This is a genomic window from Pseudonocardia sp. KRD291 (assembly GCF_019263595.1).
GTDB lineage: Bacteria > Actinomycetota > Actinomycetes > Mycobacteriales > Pseudonocardiaceae > Pseudonocardia.
Genome location: NZ_JADQDD010000004.1, coordinates 32308 through 56196, shown reverse-complemented (window position 1 = coordinate 56196; position 23889 = coordinate 32308). Strand labels below are relative to the sequence as shown.

Annotated in this window: 27 protein-coding genes; 9 read left to right on the top strand and 18 right to left on the bottom strand. The window is 74.5% G+C overall.

Translation table 11 applies throughout. From position 1 onward, the window contains the following. Window positions 1-96 precede the first annotated feature (96 nt). Both I4I78_RS01760 and I4I78_RS01755 read right to left on the bottom strand, forming a co-directional pair. A complete protein-coding gene (locus I4I78_RS01760; protein ID WP_218609372.1) occupies window positions 97-1398 on the bottom strand; it encodes an MFS transporter in 1302 nt (433 codons plus the stop codon). Then, window positions 1395-1964: a MarR family transcriptional regulator gene (locus I4I78_RS01755; RefSeq protein ID WP_308251849.1), complete on the bottom strand. Its 570-nt coding sequence runs from the start codon at window positions 1962-1964 to the stop codon at window positions 1395-1397. Before I4I78_RS01755 ends, I4I78_RS01760 begins: the two co-directional genes overlap by 4 nt. A gap of 169 nt (window positions 1965-2133) precedes the next feature. On the opposite strand from I4I78_RS01755, the gene I4I78_RS01750 reads away from it, so the two are divergent. After that, complete coding sequence (locus I4I78_RS01750) at window positions 2134-2652, top strand: hypothetical protein (protein ID WP_218609370.1); 519 nt, start codon at window positions 2134-2136, stop codon at window positions 2650-2652. Between the two features lie 30 nt (window positions 2653-2682). Here I4I78_RS01750 and I4I78_RS01745 read toward each other — a convergent pair whose 3' ends face one another. The 9 genes from I4I78_RS01745 to I4I78_RS01705 all read right to left on the bottom strand — a co-directional run bounded on the left by I4I78_RS01745 (window position 2683) and on the right by I4I78_RS01705 (window position 9711). Continuing rightward, complete coding sequence (locus I4I78_RS01745; protein ID WP_218609369.1) at window positions 2683-3192, bottom strand: MarR family winged helix-turn-helix transcriptional regulator; 510 nt, start codon at window positions 3190-3192, stop codon at window positions 2683-2685. 31 nt (window positions 3193-3223) lie between these two features. Beyond that, a complete protein-coding gene (locus tag I4I78_RS01740) occupies window positions 3224-3457 on the bottom strand; it encodes a hypothetical protein (protein WP_218609368.1) in 234 nt (77 codons plus the stop codon). A gap of 287 nt (window positions 3458-3744) precedes the next feature. Further along, window positions 3745-4869, bottom strand: coding sequence for a maleylacetate reductase (locus I4I78_RS01735; RefSeq protein WP_218609367.1), 1125 nt, complete (start codon window positions 4867-4869; stop codon window positions 3745-3747). 42 nt (window positions 4870-4911) lie between these two features. Further along, window positions 4912-5211 carry a hypothetical protein gene (locus I4I78_RS01730; protein WP_218609366.1) on the bottom strand — a complete coding sequence of 100 codons (300 nt, stop codon included), beginning with the start codon at window positions 5209-5211 and terminating at the stop codon, window positions 4912-4914. Between the two features lie 124 nt (window positions 5212-5335). Then, window positions 5336-5815 carry an SRPBCC family protein gene (locus I4I78_RS01725; RefSeq protein WP_308251848.1) on the bottom strand — a complete coding sequence of 160 codons (480 nt, stop codon included), beginning with the start codon at window positions 5813-5815 and terminating at the stop codon, window positions 5336-5338. Window positions 5816-5861: 46 nt separating this feature from the next. Continuing rightward, window positions 5862-6629 (bottom strand): class I SAM-dependent methyltransferase, encoded by a 768-nt coding sequence (locus I4I78_RS01720; protein WP_218609365.1) that lies wholly within the window; start codon window positions 6627-6629, stop codon window positions 5862-5864. A 43-nt stretch (window positions 6630-6672) separates the two neighbouring features. Continuing rightward, window positions 6673-7701 carry a methylenetetrahydrofolate reductase gene (locus I4I78_RS01715; RefSeq protein WP_308251847.1) on the bottom strand — a complete coding sequence of 343 codons (1029 nt, stop codon included), beginning with the start codon at window positions 7699-7701 and terminating at the stop codon, window positions 6673-6675. Window positions 7702-7703: 2 nt separating this feature from the next. Further along, entirely contained in the window at window positions 7704-8411 is a 708-nt protein-coding gene (locus I4I78_RS01710) for an ANTAR domain-containing protein (protein WP_218609364.1), read from the bottom strand. A gap of 187 nt (window positions 8412-8598) precedes the next feature. Next, window positions 8599-9711, bottom strand: a complete 1113-nt coding sequence (locus tag I4I78_RS01705) for a Vms1/Ankzf1 family peptidyl-tRNA hydrolase (protein WP_218609363.1) — start codon at window positions 9709-9711, stop codon at window positions 8599-8601. A gap of 91 nt (window positions 9712-9802) precedes the next feature. Between I4I78_RS01705 and I4I78_RS01700 the strand changes: the two genes are divergently transcribed. After that, the gene (locus tag I4I78_RS01700; protein ID WP_218609362.1) at window positions 9803-10753 is read left to right on the top strand and encodes a TIGR03557 family F420-dependent LLM class oxidoreductase; all 951 of its coding nucleotides are present in this window, start codon (window positions 9803-9805) and stop codon (window positions 10751-10753) included. Between the two features lie 30 nt (window positions 10754-10783). Here I4I78_RS01700 and I4I78_RS01695 read toward each other — a convergent pair whose 3' ends face one another. Continuing rightward, complete coding sequence (locus I4I78_RS01695; protein WP_218609361.1) at window positions 10784-11263, bottom strand: hypothetical protein; 480 nt, start codon at window positions 11261-11263, stop codon at window positions 10784-10786. Between the two features lie 30 nt (window positions 11264-11293). On the opposite strand from I4I78_RS01695, the gene I4I78_RS01690 reads away from it, so the two are divergent. After that, window positions 11294-11755, top strand: a complete 462-nt coding sequence (locus I4I78_RS01690) for a MarR family winged helix-turn-helix transcriptional regulator (RefSeq protein WP_218609360.1) — start codon at window positions 11294-11296, stop codon at window positions 11753-11755. Between the two features lie 17 nt (window positions 11756-11772). On the opposite strand, the gene I4I78_RS01685 is transcribed toward I4I78_RS01690, so the two are convergent. After that, complete coding sequence (locus tag I4I78_RS01685; protein WP_218609359.1) at window positions 11773-12459, bottom strand: IclR family transcriptional regulator; 687 nt, start codon at window positions 12457-12459, stop codon at window positions 11773-11775. A 142-nt stretch (window positions 12460-12601) separates the two neighbouring features. Between I4I78_RS01685 and I4I78_RS01680 the strand changes: the two genes are divergently transcribed. Genes I4I78_RS01680 through I4I78_RS01665 form a run of 4 tightly spaced genes read left to right on the top strand, consistent with a single transcriptional unit; the run spans window position 12602 to window position 16717 of the window. Further along, a complete protein-coding gene (locus tag I4I78_RS01680) occupies window positions 12602-13819 on the top strand; it encodes a CaiB/BaiF CoA-transferase family protein (RefSeq protein WP_218609358.1) in 1218 nt (405 codons plus the stop codon). Beyond that, window positions 13816-14556, top strand: a complete 741-nt coding sequence (locus I4I78_RS01675; protein WP_218609357.1) for an acetoacetate decarboxylase — start codon at window positions 13816-13818, stop codon at window positions 14554-14556. Before I4I78_RS01680 ends, I4I78_RS01675 begins: the two co-directional genes overlap by 4 nt. Beyond that, window positions 14553-15488, top strand: coding sequence for a 3-hydroxyacyl-CoA dehydrogenase NAD-binding domain-containing protein (locus I4I78_RS01670; protein WP_218609356.1), 936 nt, complete (start codon window positions 14553-14555; stop codon window positions 15486-15488). The genes I4I78_RS01675 and I4I78_RS01670 overlap by 4 nt, the downstream gene beginning before the upstream one ends. Continuing rightward, window positions 15485-16717 carry an acyl-CoA dehydrogenase family protein gene (locus tag I4I78_RS01665; RefSeq protein WP_218609355.1) on the top strand — a complete coding sequence of 411 codons (1233 nt, stop codon included), beginning with the start codon at window positions 15485-15487 and terminating at the stop codon, window positions 16715-16717. Before I4I78_RS01670 ends, I4I78_RS01665 begins: the two co-directional genes overlap by 4 nt. Window positions 16718-16739: 22 nt before the next feature. Here I4I78_RS01665 and I4I78_RS01660 read toward each other — a convergent pair whose 3' ends face one another. Beyond that, entirely contained in the window at window positions 16740-17537 is a 798-nt protein-coding gene (locus tag I4I78_RS01660) for a hypothetical protein (RefSeq protein WP_218609354.1), read from the bottom strand. Window positions 17538-17657: 120 nt separating this feature from the next. On the opposite strand from I4I78_RS01660, the gene I4I78_RS01655 reads away from it, so the two are divergent. Beyond that, complete coding sequence (locus tag I4I78_RS01655; protein ID WP_218609353.1) at window positions 17658-18002, top strand: hypothetical protein; 345 nt, start codon at window positions 17658-17660, stop codon at window positions 18000-18002. 99 nt (window positions 18003-18101) lie between these two features. Continuing rightward, a complete protein-coding gene (locus I4I78_RS01650) occupies window positions 18102-18503 on the top strand; it encodes a hypothetical protein (protein WP_218609352.1) in 402 nt (133 codons plus the stop codon). A 15-nt stretch (window positions 18504-18518) separates the two neighbouring features. Here the strand turns inward: I4I78_RS01650 and I4I78_RS01645 are convergent, their stop codons facing one another. The 4 genes from I4I78_RS01645 to I4I78_RS01630 form a co-directional block, all read right to left on the bottom strand. Continuing rightward, window positions 18519-19565, bottom strand: a complete 1047-nt coding sequence (locus tag I4I78_RS01645) for a CdaR family transcriptional regulator (RefSeq protein ID WP_218609351.1) — start codon at window positions 19563-19565, stop codon at window positions 18519-18521. Window positions 19566-19754: 189 nt separating this feature from the next. Beyond that, window positions 19755-20597 carry an alpha/beta fold hydrolase gene (locus tag I4I78_RS01640; protein WP_218609350.1) on the bottom strand — a complete coding sequence of 281 codons (843 nt, stop codon included), beginning with the start codon at window positions 20595-20597 and terminating at the stop codon, window positions 19755-19757. 34 nt (window positions 20598-20631) lie between these two features. Continuing rightward, window positions 20632-22356 (bottom strand): alpha/beta hydrolase, encoded by a 1725-nt coding sequence (locus tag I4I78_RS01635; protein ID WP_218609349.1) that lies wholly within the window; start codon window positions 22354-22356, stop codon window positions 20632-20634. After that, the gene (locus I4I78_RS01630) at window positions 22353-23852 is read right to left on the bottom strand and encodes a long-chain fatty acid--CoA ligase (RefSeq protein WP_218609348.1); all 1500 of its coding nucleotides are present in this window, start codon (window positions 23850-23852) and stop codon (window positions 22353-22355) included. Before I4I78_RS01630 ends, I4I78_RS01635 begins: the two co-directional genes overlap by 4 nt. Between the last annotated feature and the right edge of the window lie 37 nt (window positions 23853-23889).

Here is a 23889-nt window from a genome sequence, read left to right as displayed (position 1 = left end):
CGATCGAGGTCACCCGTGGCCCCGATCGGGACCCGGCCGGCGATCACTTGGCGTCTCGAGGACCCGGCACGTGTCGGGGTAGCGCGTGTCCGACGCTCAGGCGGGCTCGGCCGGCGCCGACGCGGGGCGCCTGGCCGGGGTCTGCGGGCCGGGGCCGGCCGCTGCGCGGCGCAGCGTCAGCGCTCCAAGACCGGCCGCGACCAGGCAGGTGACCGCGCCCAGGGCGAGGCCGCCACGTCCGCCGAAGTGCTCGCTGACCCAGCCGGCGATCGGGCCGCCGATCGGCGTCGATCCCAGGAACGCGACCGCCCACAACGCCATCACCCGGCCCCGCATGTGCGGGGCGGCCGTGAGCTGCAGGGTGCTGTTGCCCTGCGACAGGAACGCCACGCTCACGGCCCCCACCAGCGCCATCGCCACCATCACCGCCCAGAGAGTCGGTGCCGCCGCGGCGGCGGCCAGCACCACGCCGAACGCGATCGAGGTCCACACCATCGCCCGGATCCCGGTCCGGCCCCGCGCCGCCACGACCAGCCCGCCGGCCACCGCCCCGACGCCCATCGCAGCGGTCAGGAACCCGTAGGTGCTGCCGTCCCCGGCGAACGTCTCCGAGGCCACCACCGGCAGCACGACCTGGAACTCGTAGGCCAGGCAGCCGACCAGCGCCATCATCAGCAGCGGCACCGCCAGCTCCGGGGTCCCCCGGACGTAGGCGAAACCCTCGCGCAGCTGCCCGGGCCGTCGCGGCGCCGGCTCGGACGGGGTCAGCCGGGACGTGTCCAGGCGTAGCAGCGAGACGACCACGGCCACGAAGCTCGTCGCGTTGAGCAGGAAGCAGAACCCGATCCCGCCGGTCGCGATCACGATCCCGGCCACCGCGGGCCCGACCGCGCGGGCCGAACTGGCCAGCACGGAGTTCAGGCTCACCGCGTTGCGCAGGTCGACCGGGCCGACCATCTCCAGGACGAACGCCTGCCGGGCCGGGTTCTCGAAGCAGTTGTTCAGGCCCAGCAGCGCGGCGAGGACGAACACGTGCCACAGCCGCACCGTCCCGGTGACGGTCAGGACGCCGAGCAGCAGCGCCTGCACGCCCATCATCGTCTGCAGGCCGATCATCAGCCTGCGCTTGTCCATCCGGTCCGCGACGACGCCGCCGTAGGGGCCCAGTACCAGCATCGGCAGCGTCTGGACGGCGATCACCGTGCCGAGCACGGCCGGCGACCCGGTCAGCTGGTAGACCAGCCAGGACTGCGCGACGGTCTGCATCCACGTCCCGACCAGGGAGGTGGCCTGGCCGGTGATGTAGCGGCGGTAGTTCGGGTTGGCCAGCGAGGCGAACGTCTGCCCGCGCAGCCGGCGCAGCGGTGTGACGACCCGGTCCTGCAGCGTCGCCCTCACCGGACCTTCTCGTCGGCGACGAGCGCGCCGCCGGATCGGTCGGTGCCGGGGCCGGGGTCGGTGTCGGTGCCGGCGGTGGCGTCGGGGTCGGTGTCGGGGGTGTCGGTGTCGGGGGTGTCGCGGACCGGACGCGGGCCGAGGACGTCGGCCAGGGCCTCGATCGCCGGGAGGGCGGCGAGCAGGTCACGGCCGTGCGGCTCGGGCATCCGCCGCAGGTGCTCGTCGAGGACTCGGGTCCGCTCGGCCCGCAGGTGCTCCTGCGTCCGCCGCCCGTCCCCGGTCACCGCGACCCGCACGACCCTGCGGTCGCCCGGGTCTGCCTCCCGGGCGAGCAGGCCCTGGGTCTCGAGCTTCCCGACGATGCGGGACAGCATCGTCGGGTTGACGCCCTCGATCTCGGCCAGCTCCCCCATCGCGATCGGCCCGAGCCGGGCCACCGTGCCCAGCACCGACACCTGGGTTCGGGTCAGCGCGTCGCCGCGGACCTGCCGGTCGACGGTGCGCCCGATCCGGGCGAGCGCGATCCTGAGCCGGGCGAGGTCGTCGTGGTCGAAGACGTCGGACACCGGACCTCCGTTCGTTTGCCTGCCGGCAAGCATACGCCGGGGGTCGTCCGGTGGCCCACCGGACCCCGGTGGGTGCGGACCGTGCGGATCGTGCGAACCGTGCGGATCGGGGCGTCATGGGTCACACTCGGAACGTCATACTCGGGAGGTCACGCCGAGGAGCGCAGCCATGACCCGGACGATCGTCGACCGCCGAACCGCACCGCATCCGATCGGCCCGCCGGCTCCGGCCCCGCCGGCATCCGGCGACGAACGGGTCCGGGCGGTGCTCGAGACCGCACGCGCCGTCGTGGACCGCGGCTGGCTGCAGCACCGCTGGTACGAGACGGCGCCCCGGTCGTGGCGGGAGAGGCTGTTCGGCCCGATACCGACCCCGGACATGCTCGAGGGCGCGTGCCTGGTCGCGGCCGTCGCCGTCGCCGGGCACGCGGGTGGCGCGTTCACCCGGGTCGACCGGGACTCCGGGCCGTCGATGGACCGGCTCTGCGACGCCCTCGGCGAGCGACACGGCCGCCCCGTCGACCGGCCCGGCGCGGCGGTGGCCCCGGTCGTGCGGCGGGCCCGGATGCGTGAGCTCGTCCGCTGGAACGACGCCCCGGAGCGGACCCGCGGCGACGTCCTGGACCTGCTCGACCGGGCGATCAGCAGGACGATCCTGGATCAGGTGCGCACGCCGGCCCCGCGCTGAACGGGCCCGGCCGGCGCCCGCCGCAGTGGATCAGCCGGCGTGGCGTCCGACGCCCGGGTCCGCGGGGTCGTCGTCGATGAGCACCCGTGTGTTCTCGGCCCGCCGCAGGCGTTCGGCGAGCAGGTGCAGGTCGTCGCGCATCCGGCCCAGCTCCTCGGTGGAGAGCCCGGTGGCGGCCTGCACCCGCGACTGCACGGCGGACGCCCGGTCACGCAGGGCCTCGCCCTCGGCGGTGACCGCGACCTCGACCGTCCGCTCGTCCTCGGGCCTGCGCCGGCGCGACACCAGGCCGCGTGACTCCAGACGTCGCAGCAGCGGCGACAGGGTGCCGCTGTCGAGGAACAGGCGGTCGCCGAGCTCGCCCTGGGACACGGCGCCGCTCTCCCACAGCACGAGCAGCAGCGCGTACTGGCTGTAGGTCAGGCCGAGGGGCTCGAGCAGGGGTCGATAGCAGCCGGTCATCGCCCGCGACGCGGAGTGCAACGCGAAGCACAGCTGCTCGTCCAGGGTGAACGGAGCCCTGGCGCCCACGGTGTCCATCACCCCAGACTAGGTGCACCCGCCGCCGGCCTCAGTTCTTCTCCCCCTCCTCGGCCCGGGCCTCGGCGCCGGAGTCCTCGTCGAACTCCGGCTGACCGGCGACGCGGCCGACGTACTCACCGGTGTCGCCGCTGCCGGTGGTCGAGGCGCTGTCGCCCTCGTCGGTGTCCGCGCCCCCCTCCGGCCGGCTGTTGGCCAGGGTCGGGTTGCTCTCGACGTCCTCGGCCGTGCTGTGGCCGAGCTTCTCGCGCAGACGATCCAACATAAGAGTCGGGTACCCGCCACCGGGGACCTCACACGCGACCGGGGACGATGGTGGGGCCCGGGTATCGGCCGCCCCCGAAGCGGTCGATCCCCGGGCCCCGGTACCGACGGACCCGGTGGCTCCCCAGCACCCGGTTCCGTCGCGTGGTCTCTGCGTGGTCTCCCCGGAGGACGACTTCCCGCACCGACGTGCGGCGACACCCGTTCCGGTCGAGGTTCACCCACGTCGACCAGCGGCCGCCGTGGTTGTCATCACGGTAACCCTTTTATGCGGCCCGACGGGGTGAATTACGCGATTCGCCCCCGGTCGGACGTGCGCACGGCGCCGTCCGGCCCAGCCGGACCGGCGGCGCCGGCCGGCGGGGCGCCCACCAGCGCCGCCGCCAGGATCGTCCGGACGCCCTCGGGGGTGACCGGCCGCGGGTTGGCGTACGGGTCGGCGGTGGCCAGTTCGACCACCCGGTCGACCGCGTCGGCGGGCAGGCCCAGGTCGGCCAGCGACCGTGCCGCGCCGAGCTCGGCCACCAGCGCGTGCACCCGCCCCGGGACGTCGTCGGTGCCCAGCGCCTCGCGCAGCGCCGCGTCCGCAACCGGCGCGGCGGGCAGGTTGAACGCCAGCACGTGCGCGAGGACGTTGGCGTGGGTCGGTGCGTGGGGCAGGCCGAACGTCCCGCCGAGGGTGTGACAGAGCTTGTGGTGCAGCGACATGGTCGCCGAGGCCAGGCACCAGCCGGCCAGCCAGGCGCCCTGCAGGACCTCGGCGCGGGCCGGCACCGACGACGGGTCGGCCAGCACCCGCGGCAGCCCGGCGGCCAGCGACCTGGCCGCGCCGGCCGCGACCAGCGACGTCACCGGGGACACGTCCGGCGCGTAGAGGGTCTCCGCGGCGTGCGCCAGCGCGTTGAGCCCGCTCTCCGCGGCCAGGCGGACCGGCATCGACAGGGTCAGCTCGGGATCGTAGACCACGGTCACCGGCAGCACCCGGGGGTCGTGGCCGGTGCGTTTGCGCCCGTCCTCGGTGATGCCCCAGATCGGGGTGGCCTCGGAGCCGGCGTAGGTGGTCGGCACGGCCAGCAGCGGGACGCCGGTGTCCCGCGCGACGATCTTGCCCAGGCCGACCGCGGAACCGCCGCCGACCGCGACGCACCCGTCCGCGCCGAGCTCGCGGGCCCGGTCCACGGCCCGCGCCGCGACCTCGGCCGGTACGTGCATCACCGCGTGCGGGTGCAGCCCGGCGAGGCGGTCACCCAGCGTCGAGGCCGTCTCGGCGGCCAGGTCGGCGCGGCCGGGGGTGGTGACGACCAGGACCCGGCGCAGGCCGAGCCGTTCGGCCTCCGCGCCGAGCTCGGCGCGTCGCCCGGCGCCGAACACGACCCGTCCGGGCCTGCCCTGGTACTCGAACCGATGCTCCACGCCCCACCCCTCCACCCCTGCCGGTGCCCCTGCCGGCTCCGCTCAGTCTCCCTCTCCCTGCCCGGGGCGGCGGAGCCGCACGACGGTGATCGCGCGCGTGGGGATCCGGAGCTCGCCGACGAGCCGGTCGAGCTGGACGAACGCGGCCCGGCTGTTGTGCGGCACCCGGACCCAGTCGTAGGTCGCGTCGTTCTCCAGCTCGTGGTCGTTGACCTCGCGCTCGTAGCCGGGCACCGGCCACCGCTCGCCCGCGGTGCGCCGGTGCACCCGCAGGTAGACCGGCCCGTCGCCGTACACGCCCGGAGCGGGGACCGTCTGCGCGACCCGCCGGTAGCCGATCACGACGTCGCCTCCGTCATCGCCACCACCGCTGCCTTCCCGGAGTCGTCGAACGCTGACCCCGGGTGATCGGAGGCTGCGGTCGTGGCGGTTCGCCGCGGGCGCGGGAGTTACCCAATTCTGGGTATCAGCCGGCCCCGTCGCCGTCCTGCACGGTGCGGGCGAGGATGCCCAGGGTCGCCTTGAGCGCCTGCTCGGAGATGATCGGGAAGACGTTCTTCGCGCGCCACTCCGGGTGGATGTCGGACCAGTCGTAGTAGGAGGTGACCAGCGAGCCCCCGGCGGCGGGTTCGACCCGGTAGCCGAAGACGTGGCCGATGACCGGGCGGGAGACGCCGACGATCGTCCAGGCGATCTCGCGGTCCGGCTCGTAGGCGGCGATCTTCACGGTCACGTCGTAGCGGCCCATCGGCCGGTCGCCGAGGGACTCGCGGTCCATGTGCACCACGAACTCGTCACCGACGGCGCCGACCGGGTCGCCGGTCGCGGACATCAGCATGCCGGAACTGTCGATGGCCACGTGGCCCTTCGGGTCGCGCAGCACCCGGAAGACCTCCGACGGGTCCGCGGAGATGGTGCGCCGTACCTCTATCCGTTCGTCACTCACACCGGTGATCCTGCCACCGCCGGCGCCCACGGCCGCAGGAGACGGCTCAGCAGGCGACGGCGTGCAGCAGCCGGACGGCGACGTGCCCGTCCCGGGCCAGAGCCGCCAGCCGCTGCGACTGGTCCTCGGCCTCGGCGAAGCGGGGGTCCTCGCCGTGGGCCTCACGCAGGGCGTGCTCGAACTCCTCCGTGCGGGCCGTCCAGTCGGGCGGGGGCTCCGGCAGGTCGTCGACGTCGGTCTCGGCCCGCACCCGGAACCCGCTCTCGCGCAGCGCCTCGCGCAGGACCCGGCGGGTCGGGAACGAGTTCCCCTCCGGCGCCCCGGGCGGGCGTTCCTCGTCCCCGACCACGACCAGCAGACCGAGCGGGCCACCGGCGGGCAGGACCCGGCGGATCTCGCGGAGCAGCCCGGTCTTGTCCCGGACGGTGCACACCACGCCCAGGCACCAGACCGCGTCGGCGGCACCGGCGGCGATCGGGAGCCGCTCGCCGTCCGCGGCGAGCGCCGGCACCCCGAACAGCCGCGACGCCGCGCGGCACGCCCCGAACATCGGGTCCAGCACGACCGGGGCGGCACCGGCGTGCCGGACGGCGTACCCGGCCGGTCCCCCGACGCCTCCGCCGACGTCGACCAGGCGCGTCCCGGTGCCGACCCCGCACGTCCGGAGGAGCCAGTCCAGGCCGGCCGGGCTGGCGCTGCCGCGGCAGCCGGCCGGGATCGCGTGCTCCGGGCCGAGCCGCCCGACGACCTCCTCGGTCCAGCGCGCGACCGTGTCGAACTCGGCCTCCATCGGGGTCCCGCCGCTCTCGGTCATCCCCGGTGGTACCCCACCGGGCACCGTTCCACCCCCGGACGCCTCAGGTGCCGGACCGGATCCGCCTGCCGATCTCGGCCTTGATCGCCGTCGACTCGCCGAGACCGGCCGACGTGCCGCGCCCGGACAGGTTCACCCCGGCCACGCCGTCGACGGCCAGCAGCTCGCGGGCCTCGGCGACGGCGGCGTCGATCCCGGCGGCGACCGGGTCCGGCGCGGCCAGCACCGCCTCGACCCGGCGCGGGTCCAGCTCCAGGCCCGGGTAGGCCTGCAGCCGCCGCGCGGACGGCTCGTCGGTGTAGACGGCCACACCGGCCACGATCGGCAGGGACGCGCCCTCGGCGCGCACCGCCGCGGCGAACGCTGCGACGCGCGCGGCCGAGCCGGCGTGGTTGAGCACGGCCAGCTGGGCGCCGGCGAGCTGCTTCTGGGCCAGGCGCCCGGCACGGTGGCCGCGGGGCGGGGCGTCCGGGGCCTCCGGGACGGCGACCGGGAGGCCGGCCGCGGCGGCGAGCCCGGTGAGCCGGGTGCCGTCGAGGTCGAAGACCTGCGTGACGTCCGGGCGCACGCCGGGTGCCCGGGCGTCGCCGGTCACGCAGAACACGCCGTCGGTCCCGGTCGCGGCCAGGCCGGCGAGCTCCTGCTCCAGCACGACGCGGTTGCGGTCGCGGCAGGTCAGGGTGATCCACGGATGGCCGCCGGCGTCCCGGACGAGCGAGGCGAGCATCGTCGGCGGGAAGTCGGGGTCGTCGTGGTGCTCGCCGACCAGGATCGCGTCGCAGGCGTCGGACAGCCCGGCCACGGTGCGCTGCAGGGTCGCCGCGTCGTAGGGCGGCACGGACAGGTCGGTCAGCACGACCGGGCGGCCCCGGGCGCGGACGAACAGGTCGGGTTCCGGCCGTGGCGGCGCCGTCGGGCCGGTCCACCGGACCGGCCCGGGCGCGGCGACGAACGGGCACGGCACCGGTTCGACCTCGCACCCCAGGTCGTCGCGGACGCCGCCGCAGGGTCCGTAGGTCATGTGCTTCGGGCAGCCGGGCACGTCGGCACCCGCCTCGAGCCGGGTCGTCACGGTCAGGAGACCTGCGGCTTGCCCTGGGTGCTCAGCCAGACGGCGATGTCGGTGAGCGGTGTGTTCGTGTCCTGCGAGCTGCTGACCAGCATCGCGAGGGCCTGCTGGTCGTCGAGCCCGAAGCGTTCCATCAGGATGCCGGTGGCCCGGCCGATCACGTCGCGTGTCTCCAGCGCCGCGAGCATCCGGCCGACCTGCGCGGCACCGTAGAGCGCGACCGCGGCCTGGATCACGAACACGCTGCCGGTCGCGCGGTCCTGCTCGGTCAGCTCTCCCGGCCGGCCGGCGTAGAACGAGACCGACGCGGGTGTGGCGTCCGGGGGTGCCATCACGAACGACAGGACGCTGCGCACCCCGACCCGGGCCGCCGCCGCGGCGTAGTCGGGCCAGCGTGCCGACGTCTCCGACTCGACGTCGTGGACCAGGAACGTGGTGACCCGCCGGGCCCGCATGGCGTCCACACAGGGCCCCTCCTCGCACTCGCCCCAGCCCCCGACCAGGCTCTGGACGCGGGGACGGCGCACGAGCGGGTCGTCGAGCAACAGCGTCATCCCCGCGCCCTCGGCGCCCGGCACGTCGCGCACCGCGGTGTCCAGGATGTCCCGCAGCAGCGGAACCACGGCATGGGGCGACGGGACCTGCGCGTGGGCGCTGCGGTCCTCGGGGCCCTGCAGGGTGCGACGCAGGCGATCGGCGTCCACATGGTCCATCGAGTCCCCCTCGATCGCGCACTCACCTTCTCCGGTGACCGGATCGTCCCTCGACACGCGCCCACGTCCGGCTGCGGGACGGTGCCGCGAGCGTACAAGAACCGGGCGTGCGGCCTGCGCCGACGGTCACGGCCCCGGCCGCAGGCACGACGAGCCCCCGTACCCGCCGTGCAGTACCCGGAACGGGTCAGGAGCCGGGGCCGATCGGGAAGCGCAGCACCGCTCCGACGCCGTCGCTCAGCTCCACGCCCGTCCCGGCGCCCGGGCCGGCGAGCACCAGCTCGGCGTCGGTCGACACCGCCGCCCGCACCAGCGCGGAGGCCGCCTCGGCGGTGGCGCCCGGCTCGCGGCCGAGCGCGACCAGCTCGTCACGCTGCAGGGAGACCTCGCTCGGATCGGCGCCGAGCCAGAGCTCGTCGGTGGGCCTGCGCTCCGGGTCCAGGACCAGTACCTCGACCGCGTGCGCCCGGGTCGCGGAGGCGACGTCGGCGAGTCCGGTCACGGCGAGACCGTCGCTGCGACCGGCCGCCGCGGCGAAACGCTCCAGGGCCTCGGAACGCCGCCGGGTCCGGACGTCGTCGGCGGCGGCGACGACGGTGTCGGGCAGCTCGGCCGACGGCTGTCCCCCGGTGTGCTCGATCTCGGCCACCAGCTCGACGCTGCCCGCGGACAGCTCGTCGCGCAGCCGGGACCGGGACCGGGCGTCGCCGAGCAGGACGACCAGCTGGGCGGCGCCGGAGCGCACGGCCGTGTCGACCTCGGCCGCGACGGCCTGGGCGTTGCGCCGCCAGGTCTCCTCGACCCGTTCCTGCACCGGCCCGTCGGACGGCCCGCCGGGCGAGGTCTTGTGCACCGGGCCGGAGCTGTCGCCCCGCACCCGGTGGGCCTCGGTGTCCCCCGGTCCGCGGACCTCGCCGCCCTCCTCGTCGATGCTCGCGACGACGGTGCGGATCACCTCGGGTACGGCCGTGGCCACCGAGAGCAGGTCCGGCGTGGTGCCCCAGTGGGCGAGTCCGCGCTCGGGCGGGGTGTCCACGACGCGGTCGACGAGCACGCCGTCGGCACCCGCGACGAGCACCCGTCCGCCCGTGCCGTCGGAGGCGCCCGCTCCGGTGACGGCCTCCTCGAGCCGGTCCAGCGCCTTGTCGTCGGCGCCCTGGCGCGCCAGGTCCTCGCGCGCGGAGCGCCAGCGCAGCCGGACCTGCTCGGCGCCGTCCGGGGTGTCCTGGGTGACGTCGAGTACGACGGTCGCGAACGGGCCGTCGTCGGTGGTCGTGGTTCGTAGCCAGTCGAGTCGCATCGGGCCCGGCGTACCCGCACAGGACGGGTCCAAACGAGGCCCGGCCGGGCCGCTCGTGGTTCGGCGCGCCCGGCCCGGGTACGCGCGGATCATGACGAGCTTCGGGTTCTTCCTGTCCTGTGAGGAGTACGGCCCGCGCGAGCTGGTGCGCCAGGCGCGGATGGCCGAGGCGGCCGGGTTCGAACGGCTGTGGATCTCCGACCATTTCCACCCCTGGACCGAGGCGCAGGGGCAGAGTCCCTTCGTGTGGTCGGTGATCGGAGCGCTCTCGGAAGCGGTGTCGATCCCGGTGACGACCGCGGTGACCTGCCCGACCGTCCGGATCCACCCGGCGGTCATCGCCCAGGCAGCGGCGACGGCGGCGGTGCAGCTCGACGGCCGGTTCGTGCTCGGCGTCGGCAGCGGCGAGGCGCTCAACGAGCACATCCTGGGCGACCCCTGGCCCTCGGTCGGGGTCCGGCTGGAGATGCTCGAGGAGGCCGTCGAGCTGATCCGCCTGCTGCACACCGGTCGTCAGGTCAGCTTCCACGGCACGCACTACGAGGTGCACGACGCGCGGATCTACACCGTCCCGGACGAGCCCGTGCCGATCCACGTGTCCGGTTTCGGGCCGCAGGCCACCGAGCTGGCGGCCCGGATCGGCGACGGGTACTGCACGGTCGCCCCGGACGGCGAGCTGATCCGCACCTACCGCGACGCCGGCGGCCGCGGCCCGGTGCAGGCGGGCCTGAAGGTGTGCTGGGCCGAGACCGAGCAGGCCGGTGTCGAGACCGCGCACCGGACGTGGCCGAACGACATGCTCGGCGGGCAGCTCGCCCAGGTCCTGCCCCGGCCGCAGGACTTCGAGGCCGCCGCGGCGACGATCCCGCTGCAGACCGCGGCCGAGCAGTTCGCCTGCGGGCCGGACCCGGAGCGCCACCGCGCCGCGGCGCAGCCCTTCCTCGACGCCGGCGCCGACGAGCTCTACGTCCAGCAGATCGGCGGGCACCACGAGGAGTTCTTCCGGATGTGGCAGGAGCAGGTGCTGACCGCGCTGCGCTGAGGCCGTCACGTTCCTGCGTGTCGCGCGCCGTCAGAGGCGACGCAGCATCCGCCACACGAGCACCAGGCAGGTGGCGGTCAGTGCCATCCGGACGGCGTTCGCGACGTTCCACCACCTCGCGTAGTCGACGAGCCGGTCGGCGTGGTCGAGGTAGTCGGCCCCGAACAGGCCCCGCACCAGCACCGCCACGATCACCGCCGTGAGCGCGACGAGCAGGACCGACGCGACGAGGGCCGCGGCCGCGAGCCGGCGCGGCAGGACGCGGCGTCCGATCACGAGCGCCGCCCAGAAGACCACCACGGCCACCGGGTTCGCCGGGATGAAGTAGAGGGTGGGCCCGGTGACGACGAAGAACTCGTGCAGCCGGGTGAGCTGGGCCGGGCTGTCGGTGACCCAGTTCGGCGAGATCACGACCGCCTCGTAGAGGTTGCCGAAGAACCACCACGCGAAGCCGACCAGCGACACGACCAGCGCCGGGCGGAGGGTGCGGGGGGCGACCACGGTGACCATAAGGAGGCTGATGCTAGCATAAGGCTCCTTATGGATGGCACCGAGAACTCCCCCGACGACCCCCGGCCCCTGCAGCCCGGGGACCAGCTCGGCTACCTGCTGGTCCGGGCGGGCGAGCTCGTCTCCCGGCCGTGGCTGTCCGGGCTGCGACGCCAGGGGATCAACCCCCGCCAGTTCAGCGTGCTCGCGATCGTCGCGGCCGACGACGGGCTCAGCCAGGCCGGGCTCGCCCGCCGCGCGTCGATCACCCCGCAGAGCATGGGAGAGCTGCTGCGCAGGCTGGAGGAGGGCGGGCTGCTCGACCGCACGACCGCCCGGCGCGGCACGTCGGCCACGGTGCACGTCACGGCGGCCGGACGGGCGCGGCTCGCGGACGCCTACCCCGTCGTCCTCCGGCTCAACGAGGAGAGCGTCGCGTCGCTCTCGGCCGACGAGCGGCGCCGGCTCGCCGCGCTGCTCGGCAAGGTCATCGACCAGCACGGCGGGCTCTGACCGGACCCCGGCCGTCTCTACTCCTGTATGTCGCGCACCGCGTCGGCCAGCGTCGTCGCGGTGGCGTCCCACCGGCCCCCCAGCACGCCGCGGCGGTCCGCGGCCGACACCGCGGCGACGACCTGCCCGTCGCGGTACACCGGGACCGCGACGGCCGTCGCGCCGGGCAGCAGGGGCCCGCTGTGGCCGGTCTCGGCGCCCCGCTCGCGTACCGCCGCGGCGTCGTCGAGGACGGCGACGACGGCGGCCGGGGCGTCGGCGTGGGCGGCCAGGGCGATCTCGCGCCGGGCCGCCTCCGGCAGGTGCGCGAACAGCACCCGGCCGGCGGCGGTGTCGAGCAGCGGACGGCGCACCTGTGCGGAGATCGCGACGTCGAACGCCTCGTCGGCGCCTGCCCAGTCGACGTAGACGGCGTCGTCGCCGACCCGCACCGCGAGCAGCACCGGGACCCCGAGCCGCTCGCTCAGTGCCGCCAGCCGGGCGTGGCGCACCGACTGCACCGGCGGCAGCCCGGCCCGCAGCGCCAGCACGTAGGGCGCGGGTCCGAGCGAGTACCGGCGGTCGTGCTCGTCCAGGAACCCGACCGCGGTCAGCCCGTCCACGAGCTTCTGGACCGACGAGACCGGGGCGTCGACCGCGTGCGCCAACCCGGTCAGGGTGACGCCGCCGGGCCGGCCCACCACGACGTCGAGCAGCGATGCCACCCGATCGATGGTGCGGTGATGCGCATGCGGCCTATCCATATGGGTAACCCTATCTCACATTGCGTAGGTTCGTGAGCATGCCTAACGTTATGGCCGTGCGGCGAGAACGACAGCCGGAGAGAACGACAGCGGAAGGACCGTGATGGACAACGGGACAGGCGCTCTGACGGGCGTCCGCGTGATCGACCTCGCCTCGGTGGTGATGGGCCCGTACGCGACCCAGATCCTCGGCGACCTCGGAGCCGACGTGATCAAGGTCGAGTCCCCGGGCGGGGACATGGTGCGGCGCACGCACCCCCAGCGCCACGAGGGCATGGGCGCGCTGGCGCTCAACGTCAACCGGAACAAGCGCAGCATCGCCCTCGACCTCAAGTCCCCCGAGGGACACGCCGCGTTCCTGGACCTGGTCGCGACCGCCGACGTGCTGGTGACGAACATGCGCCCGGGCGCGCTGGAGCGTCTCGGCCTCGACGGGGAGACGCTGACCGCGCACAACCCGCGCCTGGTCTACTGCCGCGCCCAGGGCTTCCGCTCGGACTCCGAGCTGGCCGACCGGGCCGCCTACGACGAGATCGTGCAGGCCTCGTCCGGCATGGTGGACCTGATGCGACGGGCCACCGGCACGCCGTCGTACGCGCCGACGATCCTGGCCGACAAGGTCTGTGCGCTCACCATCGTCTACTCGGTGCTGGCCGCGGTGATCCACCAGAAGGCGACCGGGCAGGGCCAGGTCGTCGAGGTGCCGATGAACGACACGATGCTCGCGTTCAACCTGGTCGAGCACCTGTCCGGGCACACGTTCGTGCCGGAGCAGGGACCGACCGGGTTCAACCGGTCGATGGCCGCCGGGCACCAGGCCGTCGCGACGAAGGACGGGTGGGCCTGCATCCTGCCCTACACCCCGCGCAACATCGCCGACTTCTTCCGCGCCGCCGGCCGCGAGGACCTGGCCGACGACCCGCGATTCGCCGACGGCGCGGCGCTGTCCGCGCACCAGGAGGACCTCTACGGCCTGATCGGCGGGCTGTCCCCGGAGCGCACGACCGACGAGTGGGCCCGGCTCTGCGCCGAGTACTCGATCCCGTTCGCGCCGGTGCTCGCGATCGACGAGGCCGAGAACGACCCCTACGTCACCGAGGGCGGCGTGCTGACCGAGTCCGAGCACCCCACCGAGGGCCGCTACCGGTCGATCGGCTTCCCGGTGAAGCTGTCCGGGACGCCGGCCGGGATGCGGTCGCCGTGCCCGTCGCTGGGGCAGGACAGCGTCGCGCTGCTGCGCGAGCTGGGGCGGTCGCCGGAGCAGATCGAGGAGCTGGTGCGGGCCGGTACCGTCGTCGCCGGGTCGGGGGCCACGTCGTGAAGGCCTCCGACGTCCTCGCGGCCGGCTCCACGCCGCTGACCGCTCCCGCGTTCCCGGCCGGGTCGCACCGGTTCACCGACCGCGAGTACCTCAACATCGTCTACCGCACCGACGCCGAGGCGTTCCGCGCCGCGGTCCCCGAGCCGCTCGAGGTCGGCGACCCGCTCGTGCGGTTCGAGGTGATGCACATGGGCGACGTCGACGGGTTCGGCCCCTACACCGAGTGCGGGCAGGCGCTGGCCTGCTCGTTCGACGGTGAGCGGGGCGAGTACCTGCACGGGATGTGGCTCGACAACGCCCCGGCGGTCTTCGCCGGGCGCGAGCAGAGCGCGTACCCGAAGTCGTTCGGCACGCCGGCACTGCGCGTGGACAACGGCGCGCTGGTCGGGACGCTGCGCGTGGGCGAGCTGCCGGTCGCCACCGCGACGATGGCCTACAAGAACGCCCCGCTCGACCACGACGCCGCCGCCGCGCAGATCGGCGTCCCGACGTGGATGGTCAAGCTCGTCCCCGGCGCCGGGCGGCCGTCGGTCGCCCGCCTGGTGCGGACGAAGATCACCGACCTGACGGTGAAGGACGCCTGGTCGGGCCCGGCCCGTCTGCAGCTCTTCTCCCACGTCCTCGCGCCGCTGGCGGACCTGCCGGTGCGCGAGATCGTGTCCGCATCGCACGTGCTCACCGACCTCACGCTGGCGCCGGCGACCTCCGTGCACGACTACCTGGAGGACGGATCATGAGGATCACCGAGGTGGGCGCCGGCACGATCGGCGTCTCCTGGACCACGCTGCTGGCCTTGCACGGCCACGACGTCGTCGTGACCGACCCGCGCGACGACCTCGCAGAGGTCGTCGCCGCGGGCGTGCGGCAGTTCGCGCCGTCGCTCGACGCCGACCCGGAGGCGCTGCTGGCGCGGGTGCGCTGCGAGCCCGACCTGGAGTCCGCCGTCGCGGGCGCGGAGGTCGTGCAGGAGCAGGGCCCGGAGGACCTGGACCTCAAGCGCTCGCTGTTCGCCCGGATCGGCGCCGCCGCCCCGGCCGCGACACCGCTGCTGACCTCGACGTCCGGGCTGATGCCCACCGACATCGCCCGCGACCTCGACGACGGCGTCGCCGCCCGGCTGCTCGTCGCGCACCCGTTCAACCCACCGCACCTGCTGCCGCTGGTCGAGATCGTCGCCGGCGACCGCACCTCGCGCGCGGCGCTGGACGCCGCCGCGGAGTTCCTGCGCTCGGTCGGCAAGGACCCGGTCGAGCTGCACAAGGAGGTGTCCGGGTTCGTGGCGAACCGGCTGCAGTCGGCCCTGTTCCGGGAGGCCGTCTCCCTGGTGCGCGACGGCGTCGTCTCCCCCGCCGAGCTCGACCGCGTCGTCACCGGGTCGCTCGGACCGCGCTGGGCGACCGGCGGGCCGTTCCTGAGCTTCCACCTCGGCGGCGGCCCCGGCGGGCTTCGCCACATGCTCGACCACCTCGGGCCGGGGATGGCGCGTCGCTGGGCCGACCTGGGCAACCCCACCCTCGACGCCGACACCGTCGAGCACCTCAGCACCGCGACCGAGCAGGCCTACGGCGACGACTACGCCGCCCTGACCACCGACCGCGACCGCGCCGAGACCGCCGTGCTCTCCGCGCGGACCACCCCGCGGCGCAACAACCAGGAGGCCACACGATGAGCAGCACCGGCACGAACACCGTCCTGGAGCCGCTGCCCGGCGACTTCTACGGCTACCTGGATCTCCTCGACCCCGAGGAGCTGGAGATCCTGGCCCGGGTCCGCCGCTTCGCCGAGGAGAAGATCGCCCCGGTCGCGGACGAGAACTGGGCCTCGACCACGTTCCCGCACGACCTGATCCCCGGCTTCGCCGAGCTCGACATCGTCGGGCTGGGCCGCGAGTGGCCGGACCGCCGCGCCTACTCCAAGCTGCTGACCTCGTTCGTGAGCCTGGAGCTGTCCCGGATCGACCCGTCGATGGCCACGTTCTTCGGCGTGCACACCGGCCTGGCGCTGTCCTCGATCGACCTGTGCGGGTCCGAGGAGCAGAAGGAGCGCTGGCTGCCGGCGATGCGGCGGATGGAGAAGATCGGCGCGTTCGCGCTGTCCGAGCCGCACGGCGGTTCCGACGTCGCGGGCGGGCTGGAGACCACCGCACGGCGTGAGGGCGACACCTGGGTCCTCAACGGCGCCAAGCGCTGGATCGGCAACGGCACGTTCGCCGACCTGACCATCGTGTGGGCGAGGGACGTGACACAGGGCTCCGACGGGGCCGTGCTCGGCTTCGTGCTGGAGAAGGACACACCCGGCTTCGTCGCCACCAAGATGGAGGGCAAGCTCGCGCTGCGCACCGTGCAGAACGCGGACCTGACCTTCACCGACGCCCGGGTGCCGGAGGCGAACCGCCTGCAGCGCGCGAACTCGTTCAAGGACACGAACCGCGTCCTGCGGGTGACCCGCGGCGGCGTCGCCTGGAACGCGGTCGGCGCCATGATGGGCGTCTACGAGCTGGCGAAGGCCTACGCCCTGCAGCGCGAGCAGTTCGGCTCCCCGATCGCGTCCTACCAGCTGATCCAGGACCACCTGGTGACGATCCTCGGGCACGTGACGTCCTCGCTGGGGATGGCCGTGCGGGTCGCCCAGCTCCAGGACGCGGGCACGTTCACCGACGAGCAGGCCGCGCTGGCCAAGCGGGAGGCCACGATCGCGCTGCGCGACGCCGCCGCCCGGGCCCGCGAGGTGTTCGGCGGCAACGGGGTGCTGCTGGAGAACAAGGTGACCCGGTTCTTCAACGACGCCGAGGCGCTCTACTCCTACGAGGGCACCAAGGAGATGAACACCCTGGTCGTGGGCCGGGCGATCACCGGGATCGGCGCGTTCGTCGGGCACGCCCCCGCCCGGAAGCGCTGACGCACGGGGGTCCGGGCCCGGATCAGGACAGGCGGGCGCGGCGGTACCGCAGGTCGGTGGCCGGGCCGGTCTCGCCGGCGCGGTCCATCGCCTCGGCGTAGGCGTCGAGGAACTCGGTGTGCAGACCGGTCAGGTGCGCCGCCAGCAGCACCCGGGCGCGCACCGGGTCGCTCAGGCCGTGCTCGCGCCACTGCGCCGCGGCGGCGACCAGGGCCCGGTGCGGGCCGGCGTAGTGCTCGACGGCGTCGGCGTTGAGCCCGATCCGGTGCGTGTGCAGCGTGTGGAGGAACCGGACCGGGAACAGCACCGCCTTGGTGACGGTCCGGGCGCCGCCCGCGACGAGCCGGGCCGGGTCCCGCAGCGTGTCCAGGTAGTCGTCGTCGAAGCGGCTCACGGCGAACTCCGCGCCCTCCCGGACCAGGGTCGGCCCGTCCGGGCGGACCGCTCCGCCGGTGGCGTCGCGGCCGTGCAGCAGCCGTCCGGAGTCGATCAGGTCCAGCCGGTCGACGGCCGGGAGCCGCCCGTGCGGGCCCGGGCCGTGCCGCACGCCCTCGGGGTCGGCCCAGAACACCGAGAGCCGGTCGGCGAGCGTGCCCGGCGCACGCTCGCGCACGGCGGCCCCGACGGCCGCGACCCGCTCCCGGGTCCGCGCGTCGACCACGGCCGGTACCAGCGCCACGTCGACGTCGCTGACCAGCGGCGCGAAGCCGCCGTGGGCCAGGCTGCCGAGCGCGTACACCGCGACCAGCCGTTCGGTGAACACCTCGCGTGCCACGTCGACCACCGCGCCCAGGACCGCGTCCGCGTCGTTCCCGTCCATACCGCCGACGATGGCACACCGACCGCCCCCCATCGACCGCCCACCGACCGCCTGCCGACCGGAGCGCCCGCCACTCGAAAGGTTGGTTGCGCGGTCACCGAAGGAGCGGATCATCAACGCATGCTCTACATCGGAGCCGTCGAGATCCCCGGCTCGGACGACCACGAGGGGTACGTGGCGGGCCTGTCCGCCGACGGTGCCTACACCGACATCTGGACCGACGTCCGCCACCGGACCGGGCCGGAACCGGTGGCCTACGCGCCCGCGTGCGAGTGCGGCTGGCACGGCCGCTCGCACCCGTCGGACCCGGGTGGTTTCCGCGCCGCGGCGCAGGACTGGTTCTCCGAGCACTTCGCCGAGCTCGGCGAGGCACGCCCGGTGTTGGCCGGGCTCGGGCGTCCGCTGTCGCCGGAGACGGACTTCCTCACCGCGCCCGACCCGGCTCGCGACCGCACACCCGCCTGACGGGCCGTGCCGAGGGCGCGGGCACACCCCGACCACACGCCGACCGGCGAAGACTGTCCCGCACCGGATCCTCCGGTCCTTCCCGAGGCGAGGAGCCCCATGACCCACAGCGCGACGCCGGTGGTCCGGACGTCCCGGGCGGTGACCGTCCTGCGGACGCTGCAGGTCGCGTCCGCGCTGTCGGTGCTGAACCTGGCCTGGCAGTTCGTCACCGCCGGTGAGCTGTTCCCCGGCGGCGGGCCGGAGGAGCTGCACGCGGTCGGGGCGATCACCCTGCACGTGGTCACCGGTGTCGTCGCGCTCGCCGCGGTCGCCTGGTTCCGCCCGTTCGGCGGATCGCTGTGGCCTGCGGTGGTGGCGGTGCTGGTGTTCGCGGCGTCATTCGTCCAGGCCGCCTACGGCGCGCGGGACAGCCTCGGCGTCCACGTGCCGGGGGCCATGGTGCTGACCGTGGGCGCGGTGTGGGTCGCGGCGTGGTCGTTCACCCGGACGCGGAGCTGAGCGGGCCGCGGGACGTCACCGCCGCCCGGTCGCCCACCCCGGCCCCAGGGCGTGCAGCGCCGCGGACAGCTCGGCGACGTCGCGGGGCTCGGTGAACGAGCGCCCGGTCAGCTCGTGCAGGCGCCGGAGCCGATAGCGCACCGTGTTGGCGTGGCAGTACAGCGCGGCCGCGGCGCGGTCGGCGGAACCGCCGTGGGCGAACCAGGCGTGCGCGGTGTCGAGCAGCGTCGTCCGGTCGTCGGCGGGCAGCTCGAGCACGGCACCGAACACGGCGTCGACGAGCCGGCGGGCCTCGTCGGGGTCGAGCGCGACGAGCGCGGCCAGCGGGCCCGGGTCGAACACCGCCACCTCGGCCCGCCCGCCGGGGATGCCGCTCATCGCCATCCGGGCCAGGCGCAGGGCGCGGGGCGCGCCGCGCAGCGACGGCTGCGCCGGGCTGACCCCGGCCCGTCCGCGGGCGCCGTCGGCCAGGACGGCGACGACGTCGTCGAGGTCGTGGTGTCGTAGCGACACGACGCCGGTCTGCAGCGGCGCGCTGAGACGCCATGCGGAGGCGACCCCGCGGTCGGCGAGGCGCCGCTCCACGTGCGGCAGCCCCTCCTCGGCCATCCCGGGGGTCTCGGCGACGACGACCACGAACCCGCCGTCGGCCGGCAGGCCGAGCAGCTGCGCCACCTCCCAGGGCCCCGCCTCCGGACCGGGCTCACCGGTGAACAGCGCCTCGGCCAGCGCGGAACGTCGCTGCTCGCGGGCGACGAGCAGGTCCGCGGTGGCTGCACGGTAGGACTCGGTGACGGCGATCGCGTAGTCGTCGCTGAGCTGCCAGATCAGCGCCGCGGTCGAGACCAGCGTGTCCAGCACGGCCGGGTCGCCCTCGCGCCGCGCCCCGTCGGCGAGCAGCTCCCACAGCGCGATGAACCCGGTGCGGAACGCGCGTAGCACCTCGGGCAGCGGCACCCCCTGCTCCGCGCGCCTGCGGCCGGTCTCCCACGGCGCCCCCAGGTCGCCCGCGGTGGACGGGTCGCGGATCGCCGCGACCATGTAGGTGATGTTGTGGTGCACCGAGCGGCGCAGGTCCGCGCGGGGGGACGACGTCGTCGTGGCGGTAGATCTCGATGTCGCGCACGATCGTGTCGACGTGCTCGCAGATCAACGCCGGGACCCGGTCGACGACGGCGTCGACCAGCCGGGCCCGGGCGGCGGAGTCGGGGTCCGGGGCGGAGTGGCTCGGATCCGGCACGGGGGCCTGGCTCATCGCGCGTCCCGGGCGCCGCCGTCGGCCTCGTCGAGGAACGTCTCGATCACCGGCGCCAGCTCGGCGGCGTCGGTGAGCAGGGCCAGGTGCCCGCCCGGGTGCAGGTGCAGCTGCGCGCGCGGCAGCAGCCGCGCCATCACCGTCGCGTTCACCGCCGGGATCAACGGGTCGTCGATGCCGGAGAGCACCAGCACCGGCCGGCGGATCAGCGGCAGCAGCGGCAGGCTCGTCCAGCCGCTGATCGCGAACAGCTGGTAGAGGTACCCGAGCTGCGAGGTCGAGGCGGAGCCCTCGGGGTGCAGCGCGACCACCGTGGCGTGCGGGTCGGTGCGGGCGCTGCCGCCGTAGAGGTCACCGGCCACCGACACCGCGTACGCGGGGTCGCGGTGCCGGCGCGGGGTGAGCATCGTGACCAGGGTCCGGGGCCGGGCCGGCACCATCAGCGACCCGGTCGCGGTCGCCACCAGCACCACCCGCCGGGTCAGGCGGGGGTGCTGCAGCGCGAGCTGCTGGGCCAGGCCGCCGCCCCAGGAGATCCCCAGCACGTCGGCCCGGTCGTAGCCGAGCCCGCCGACGACCGAGGCGACGGTGGCCGCGAGCGTCGAGTACCGGTAGGGCACCCGCGGCGCAGGCGACCCGCCGACGCCCGGCGCGTCGAACCGGATCACCGGCCGGTCCGGGTCCAGCTCGGCGACGAGCGGGTCGAACAGCCGGCTGCCCGACCCGATCCCGCTGCACAGCAGCAGCGGCACCCGCCCGGGCCCGCCCGGGCGGTGGGTCACCGAGAGGCGGCGGCCGCGCACCGAGACGGTGCGGGTCACCGTCGCCCGGCCCGTCATCACGCCGCCTCCGCGGGAACAAGCACGTCGGCGGTCACGACGCGTGCACGTACCGGCCCGGTGCCGGGTCCAGCGGCGGGTCCTCCGGCCCGCCCGCGGCCTCCGGGGCGTCGCACTCGTCGCCGGTCCGCGTGTGCAGCCACGCGCTCAGGTCCGGCCACCACGAGCCCTCGGTGGCCTCGGAGAGCGCCAGCCACTCCTGCGCCGTCGGCGGGTTCTTCTCCGCCGTGCGGAACCGTGCCTTCTTGTTGCCCGGCGGGTTGACGATCGAGGCGACGTGCCCGCTGGTGGAGAGCACGAAGCGGGACTCGCCGCCGTAGAGCCCGGTCGTGGCGTAGCAGTTCTGCCAGGGGCACAGGTGGTCGGACTCGCCCGCGGTGACGTAGGAGTCCACATCGATCGCGCCGAGGTCGACCGGCGAGCCGAGCATGCTCACCGCGCCCGGGTCGGCGAGCGCGTTGCGCCGGGCGATGTCGATGAAGTCGGCGTGCAGCCCGGCCGTCATCCGGGTCGAGTCGGCGTTCCAGAACAGCACGTCGAACGGCTTCGGGGAGCGGCCGAGCAGGTAGCTCTCCACCCAGTAGTTCCAGATCATGTCGTTGGGCCGCAGCCAGGCGAACACCTCGGCCAGCGCACGCCCGTCGAGGTAGCCGCGGGCCGCCGACGCCGCCACGGCGGCCTCCGCCGCGGCCGGGGTGAGCAGCGCCCCCGGCAGCCCGGCGTCGCGCTGGTCGAGCACGGACACCGAGAGCACCGACGCCGCGACGGTGTCGAGCTCGCCGCGGGCCGCCAGGTGCGCGAGCACCATCGAGCTGAGGATCCCGCCCGAGCACAGCGACATCAGCGCGGTCCGCCCCGCGCCGGTGACCCGGCGGGTCGAGGCCATCGCGGACAGGATCGCCTCGCCGTAGGTGTCGGCGTCCCACGCCTTGTGCCGCACGTCCGGGTTCCGCCAGGAGATCGCGAACACCTGGTGGCCCTGCCCCACCAGGTACTCGACCAGGCTGCGCCCCGGGGAGATGTCGGTGACGTAGTACTTGTTGATCGTCGGCGGGACGATCAGCAGCGGCACCTCGCCCACCGTCGCCGTGGCGGGCGTGTACTGGATCAGCTCGAACACCGGCGTGCGGGCGACGACGGTGCCGGGGGTGGCCGCGACCGTCTCGCCGACCTCGAACGCGTCCGGCTCGACCATCGTCGGCACCCGCGGCGAGCTCGCGAGGTCGCGGGCCAGGTTCCGGACCCCGCGCACGAAGTTCCCGCCGCCGCTGTCCACGACCGCGCGCAGTGCCCGCGGGTTGACCAGGGGGTTGTTGCTCGGGGCGAGCGCGTCGGATGCGTTGCCGACGGCGGCGCGCACCCGCAGGTCGTCGGTCTCGCCCAGCTCCGCGTCGTCGACCAGGGCCTCCGCGGTCCGCGACAGCGCCAGGTAGGACTGCAGCGCCCGGCGCAGCACCGGGTTGCCGGTCCAGGCCTCGTCGGAGAAGCGCCGGTCCTTCGCGTCTGGCGCCGCCTGCGAGGTGCCCAGGACCACCTCGCCGAGCTCACCGGCCAGGCCCCGCAGGCGCCCGGCGACCGCGGCCGGGTGCTGGGCGAGGCCCGCGGCGAAACGCAGCGTGGAGGTGCGCGGCAGGATCCGCTGCCAGGGGCTGCGCGTGGCGTCGGTCAGCAGCAGGTCCAGCGGTGCGCCCGCCGCGTCGGCGTGCTCGTGGTCGTTGTCGTGGCCCTGTGCCGCGCCTCCCGGGGACGACGGGCTCATTCGACGACCACGTCGTCGGGCACGACGACCTCGCGGTGCTGCACCTTGCCGGTCGGGCCCTTCGGCAGCGCCTCGACCTGCCAGATGTGGCGCGGGTACTTGTAGGCCGCGACACGCTCCTTGACGAACGCGCGGATCTTCTCGGCGTCGAAGGACTCCCCCGGCTTCACCGCGACCGCGGCACCGATCTCCTGACCCAGCTCGGAGTGCTCCAGGCCGACCACCGCGACCTCGGCGACGGCCGGGTACTCGTAGAACACCTCCTCGATCTCGCGCGGGTAGACGTTGTAGCCACCGCGGATGATCATCTGCTTCTTGCGGTCGACGATGAAGATGTAGCCGTCGTCGTCGGCCCGGGCCAGGTCGCCGCTGCGGAACCAGCCGTCCGGGATCGACTCCGCGGTCGCCTCGGGGCGGCCGTGGTAGCCCGACATCACGCCCTCGCCGCGGATCGCGATCTCCCCGATCTCGCCGACCGGGACGTCGGTGCCCTCGTCGGAGACCAGCCGGATCTCCATCCCGCGCACCGGGGTGCCGATCGAGCCGGGCTTGCGCTCGGAACCGGGCTGGTTGAACGAGGCCACCGGGGAGGTCTCGGACAGGCCGTAGCCCTCGAGCACCTGGCAGCCGTAGCGCTCCTCGAACCCGCGCATCACCTCGACCGGCATCGCCGCGCCGCCGGACAGGCAGGTGCGCAGGCTGCTGGTGTCGTACTCGCCCTCGACCCCGAGCATCCCGACGTACATCGTCGGGACGCCCTCGAACACCGTGACCTTGTGCTTCGCGATCGTCTCGAGAGCCTTCTTCGCGTCGAACCGCGGCAGCAGGGCGAGCGACGCCCCGGCCCGGACGGACGCGTTGAGCCCGCAGGTCAGGCCGAACACGTGGAACAGCGGCAGGCAGCCCATGATGACGTCGTCCGGGGTGGCCTCGACGAGCGTCTCGGCCGACGTCGCGGCGTTGCTGATCAGGTTGTCGTGGCTCAGGAGCGCGCCCTTGGGCTGCCCGGTGGTGCCGGAGGTGTAGAGGATGACGGCGAGGTCGGAGCCGTCGCGCTCGACCTCGTTCTCCAGCGGGTCGGTCGCCGTGCCTTCCTGCACGGGAACGCCGTCGGCGCCGACGACCAGGGCCGCGATCCCGGCCTTGTCCGCGGCCTCGCGGGTCGCGTCGGCCACCGCCTCGACCGCGACGACGGCGACCGCGCCGGAGTCGGAGAGGTAGTAGCCGATCTCGCGGGCGGTGAGCAGCGGGTTCATCGGCACCACGGCGCAGCCGGCCATCAGCGCTCCGTAGAAGACCACCGGGAACGCCGGCAGGTTGGGCGACACCAGGCCCACCCGGTCGCCCGGCTGCGCGCCGAGCCCGCGGATCACACCGGCGGCCGTGCGGGCCCGTTCCAGGAATCCGTCGTAGTCGACGGTCTCGTCGTCGACCCGCAGGGCGATCCGGTCGCCGTGGTCGGCGGCGGTGCCGGCCAGGATGCTGGCAAGGTTCATGCGCTGCTCTGTCTCCGTCGGTTGTGGACGCTGGGCC

Bases quoted from the DNA above. Each gene is read 5' to 3' on its own strand.
- I4I78_RS01630 (WP_218609348.1), bottom strand. From the start codon at position 23,852: ATGAACCTTGCCAGCATCCTGGCCGGCACCGCCGCCGACCACGGCGAC.
- I4I78_RS01635 (WP_218609349.1), bottom strand. From the start codon at position 22,356: ATGAGCCCGTCGTCCCCGGGAGGCGCGGCACAGGGCCACGACAACGAC.
- I4I78_RS01750 (WP_218609370.1), top strand. From the start codon at position 2,134: ATGACCCGGACGATCGTCGACCGCCGAACCGCACCGCATCCGATCGGC.
- I4I78_RS01670 (WP_218609356.1), top strand. From the start codon at position 14,553: ATGAGGATCACCGAGGTGGGCGCCGGCACGATCGGCGTCTCCTGGACC.
- I4I78_RS01660 (WP_218609354.1), bottom strand. From the start codon at position 17,537: ATGGACGGGAACGACGCGGACGCGGTCCTGGGCGCGGTGGTCGACGTG.
- I4I78_RS01680 (WP_218609358.1), top strand. From the start codon at position 12,602: ATGGACAACGGGACAGGCGCTCTGACGGGCGTCCGCGTGATCGACCTC.
- I4I78_RS01710 (WP_218609364.1), bottom strand. From the start codon at position 8,411: ATGGACCATGTGGACGCCGATCGCCTGCGTCGCACCCTGCAGGGCCCC.
- I4I78_RS01700 (WP_218609362.1), top strand. From the start codon at position 9,803: ATGACGAGCTTCGGGTTCTTCCTGTCCTGTGAGGAGTACGGCCCGCGC.
- I4I78_RS01705 (WP_218609363.1), bottom strand. From the start codon at position 9,711: ATGCGACTCGACTGGCTACGAACCACGACCACCGACGACGGCCCGTTC.
- I4I78_RS01720 (WP_218609365.1), bottom strand. From the start codon at position 6,629: ATGACCGAGAGCGGCGGGACCCCGATGGAGGCCGAGTTCGACACGGTC.
- I4I78_RS01690 (WP_218609360.1), top strand. From the start codon at position 11,294: ATGGATGGCACCGAGAACTCCCCCGACGACCCCCGGCCCCTGCAGCCC.
- I4I78_RS01740 (WP_218609368.1), bottom strand. From the start codon at position 3,457: ATGTTGGATCGTCTGCGCGAGAAGCTCGGCCACAGCACGGCCGAGGAC.
- I4I78_RS01640 (WP_218609350.1), bottom strand. From the start codon at position 20,597: ATGACGGGCCGGGCGACGGTGACCCGCACCGTCTCGGTGCGCGGCCGC.
- I4I78_RS01695 (WP_218609361.1), bottom strand. From the start codon at position 11,263: ATGGTCACCGTGGTCGCCCCCCGCACCCTCCGCCCGGCGCTGGTCGTG.
- I4I78_RS01665 (WP_218609355.1), top strand. From the start codon at position 15,485: ATGAGCAGCACCGGCACGAACACCGTCCTGGAGCCGCTGCCCGGCGAC.
- I4I78_RS01745 (WP_218609369.1), bottom strand. From the start codon at position 3,192: ATGGACACCGTGGGCGCCAGGGCTCCGTTCACCCTGGACGAGCAGCTG.
- I4I78_RS01655 (WP_218609353.1), top strand. From the start codon at position 17,658: ATGCTCTACATCGGAGCCGTCGAGATCCCCGGCTCGGACGACCACGAG.
- I4I78_RS01650 (WP_218609352.1), top strand. From the start codon at position 18,102: ATGACCCACAGCGCGACGCCGGTGGTCCGGACGTCCCGGGCGGTGACC.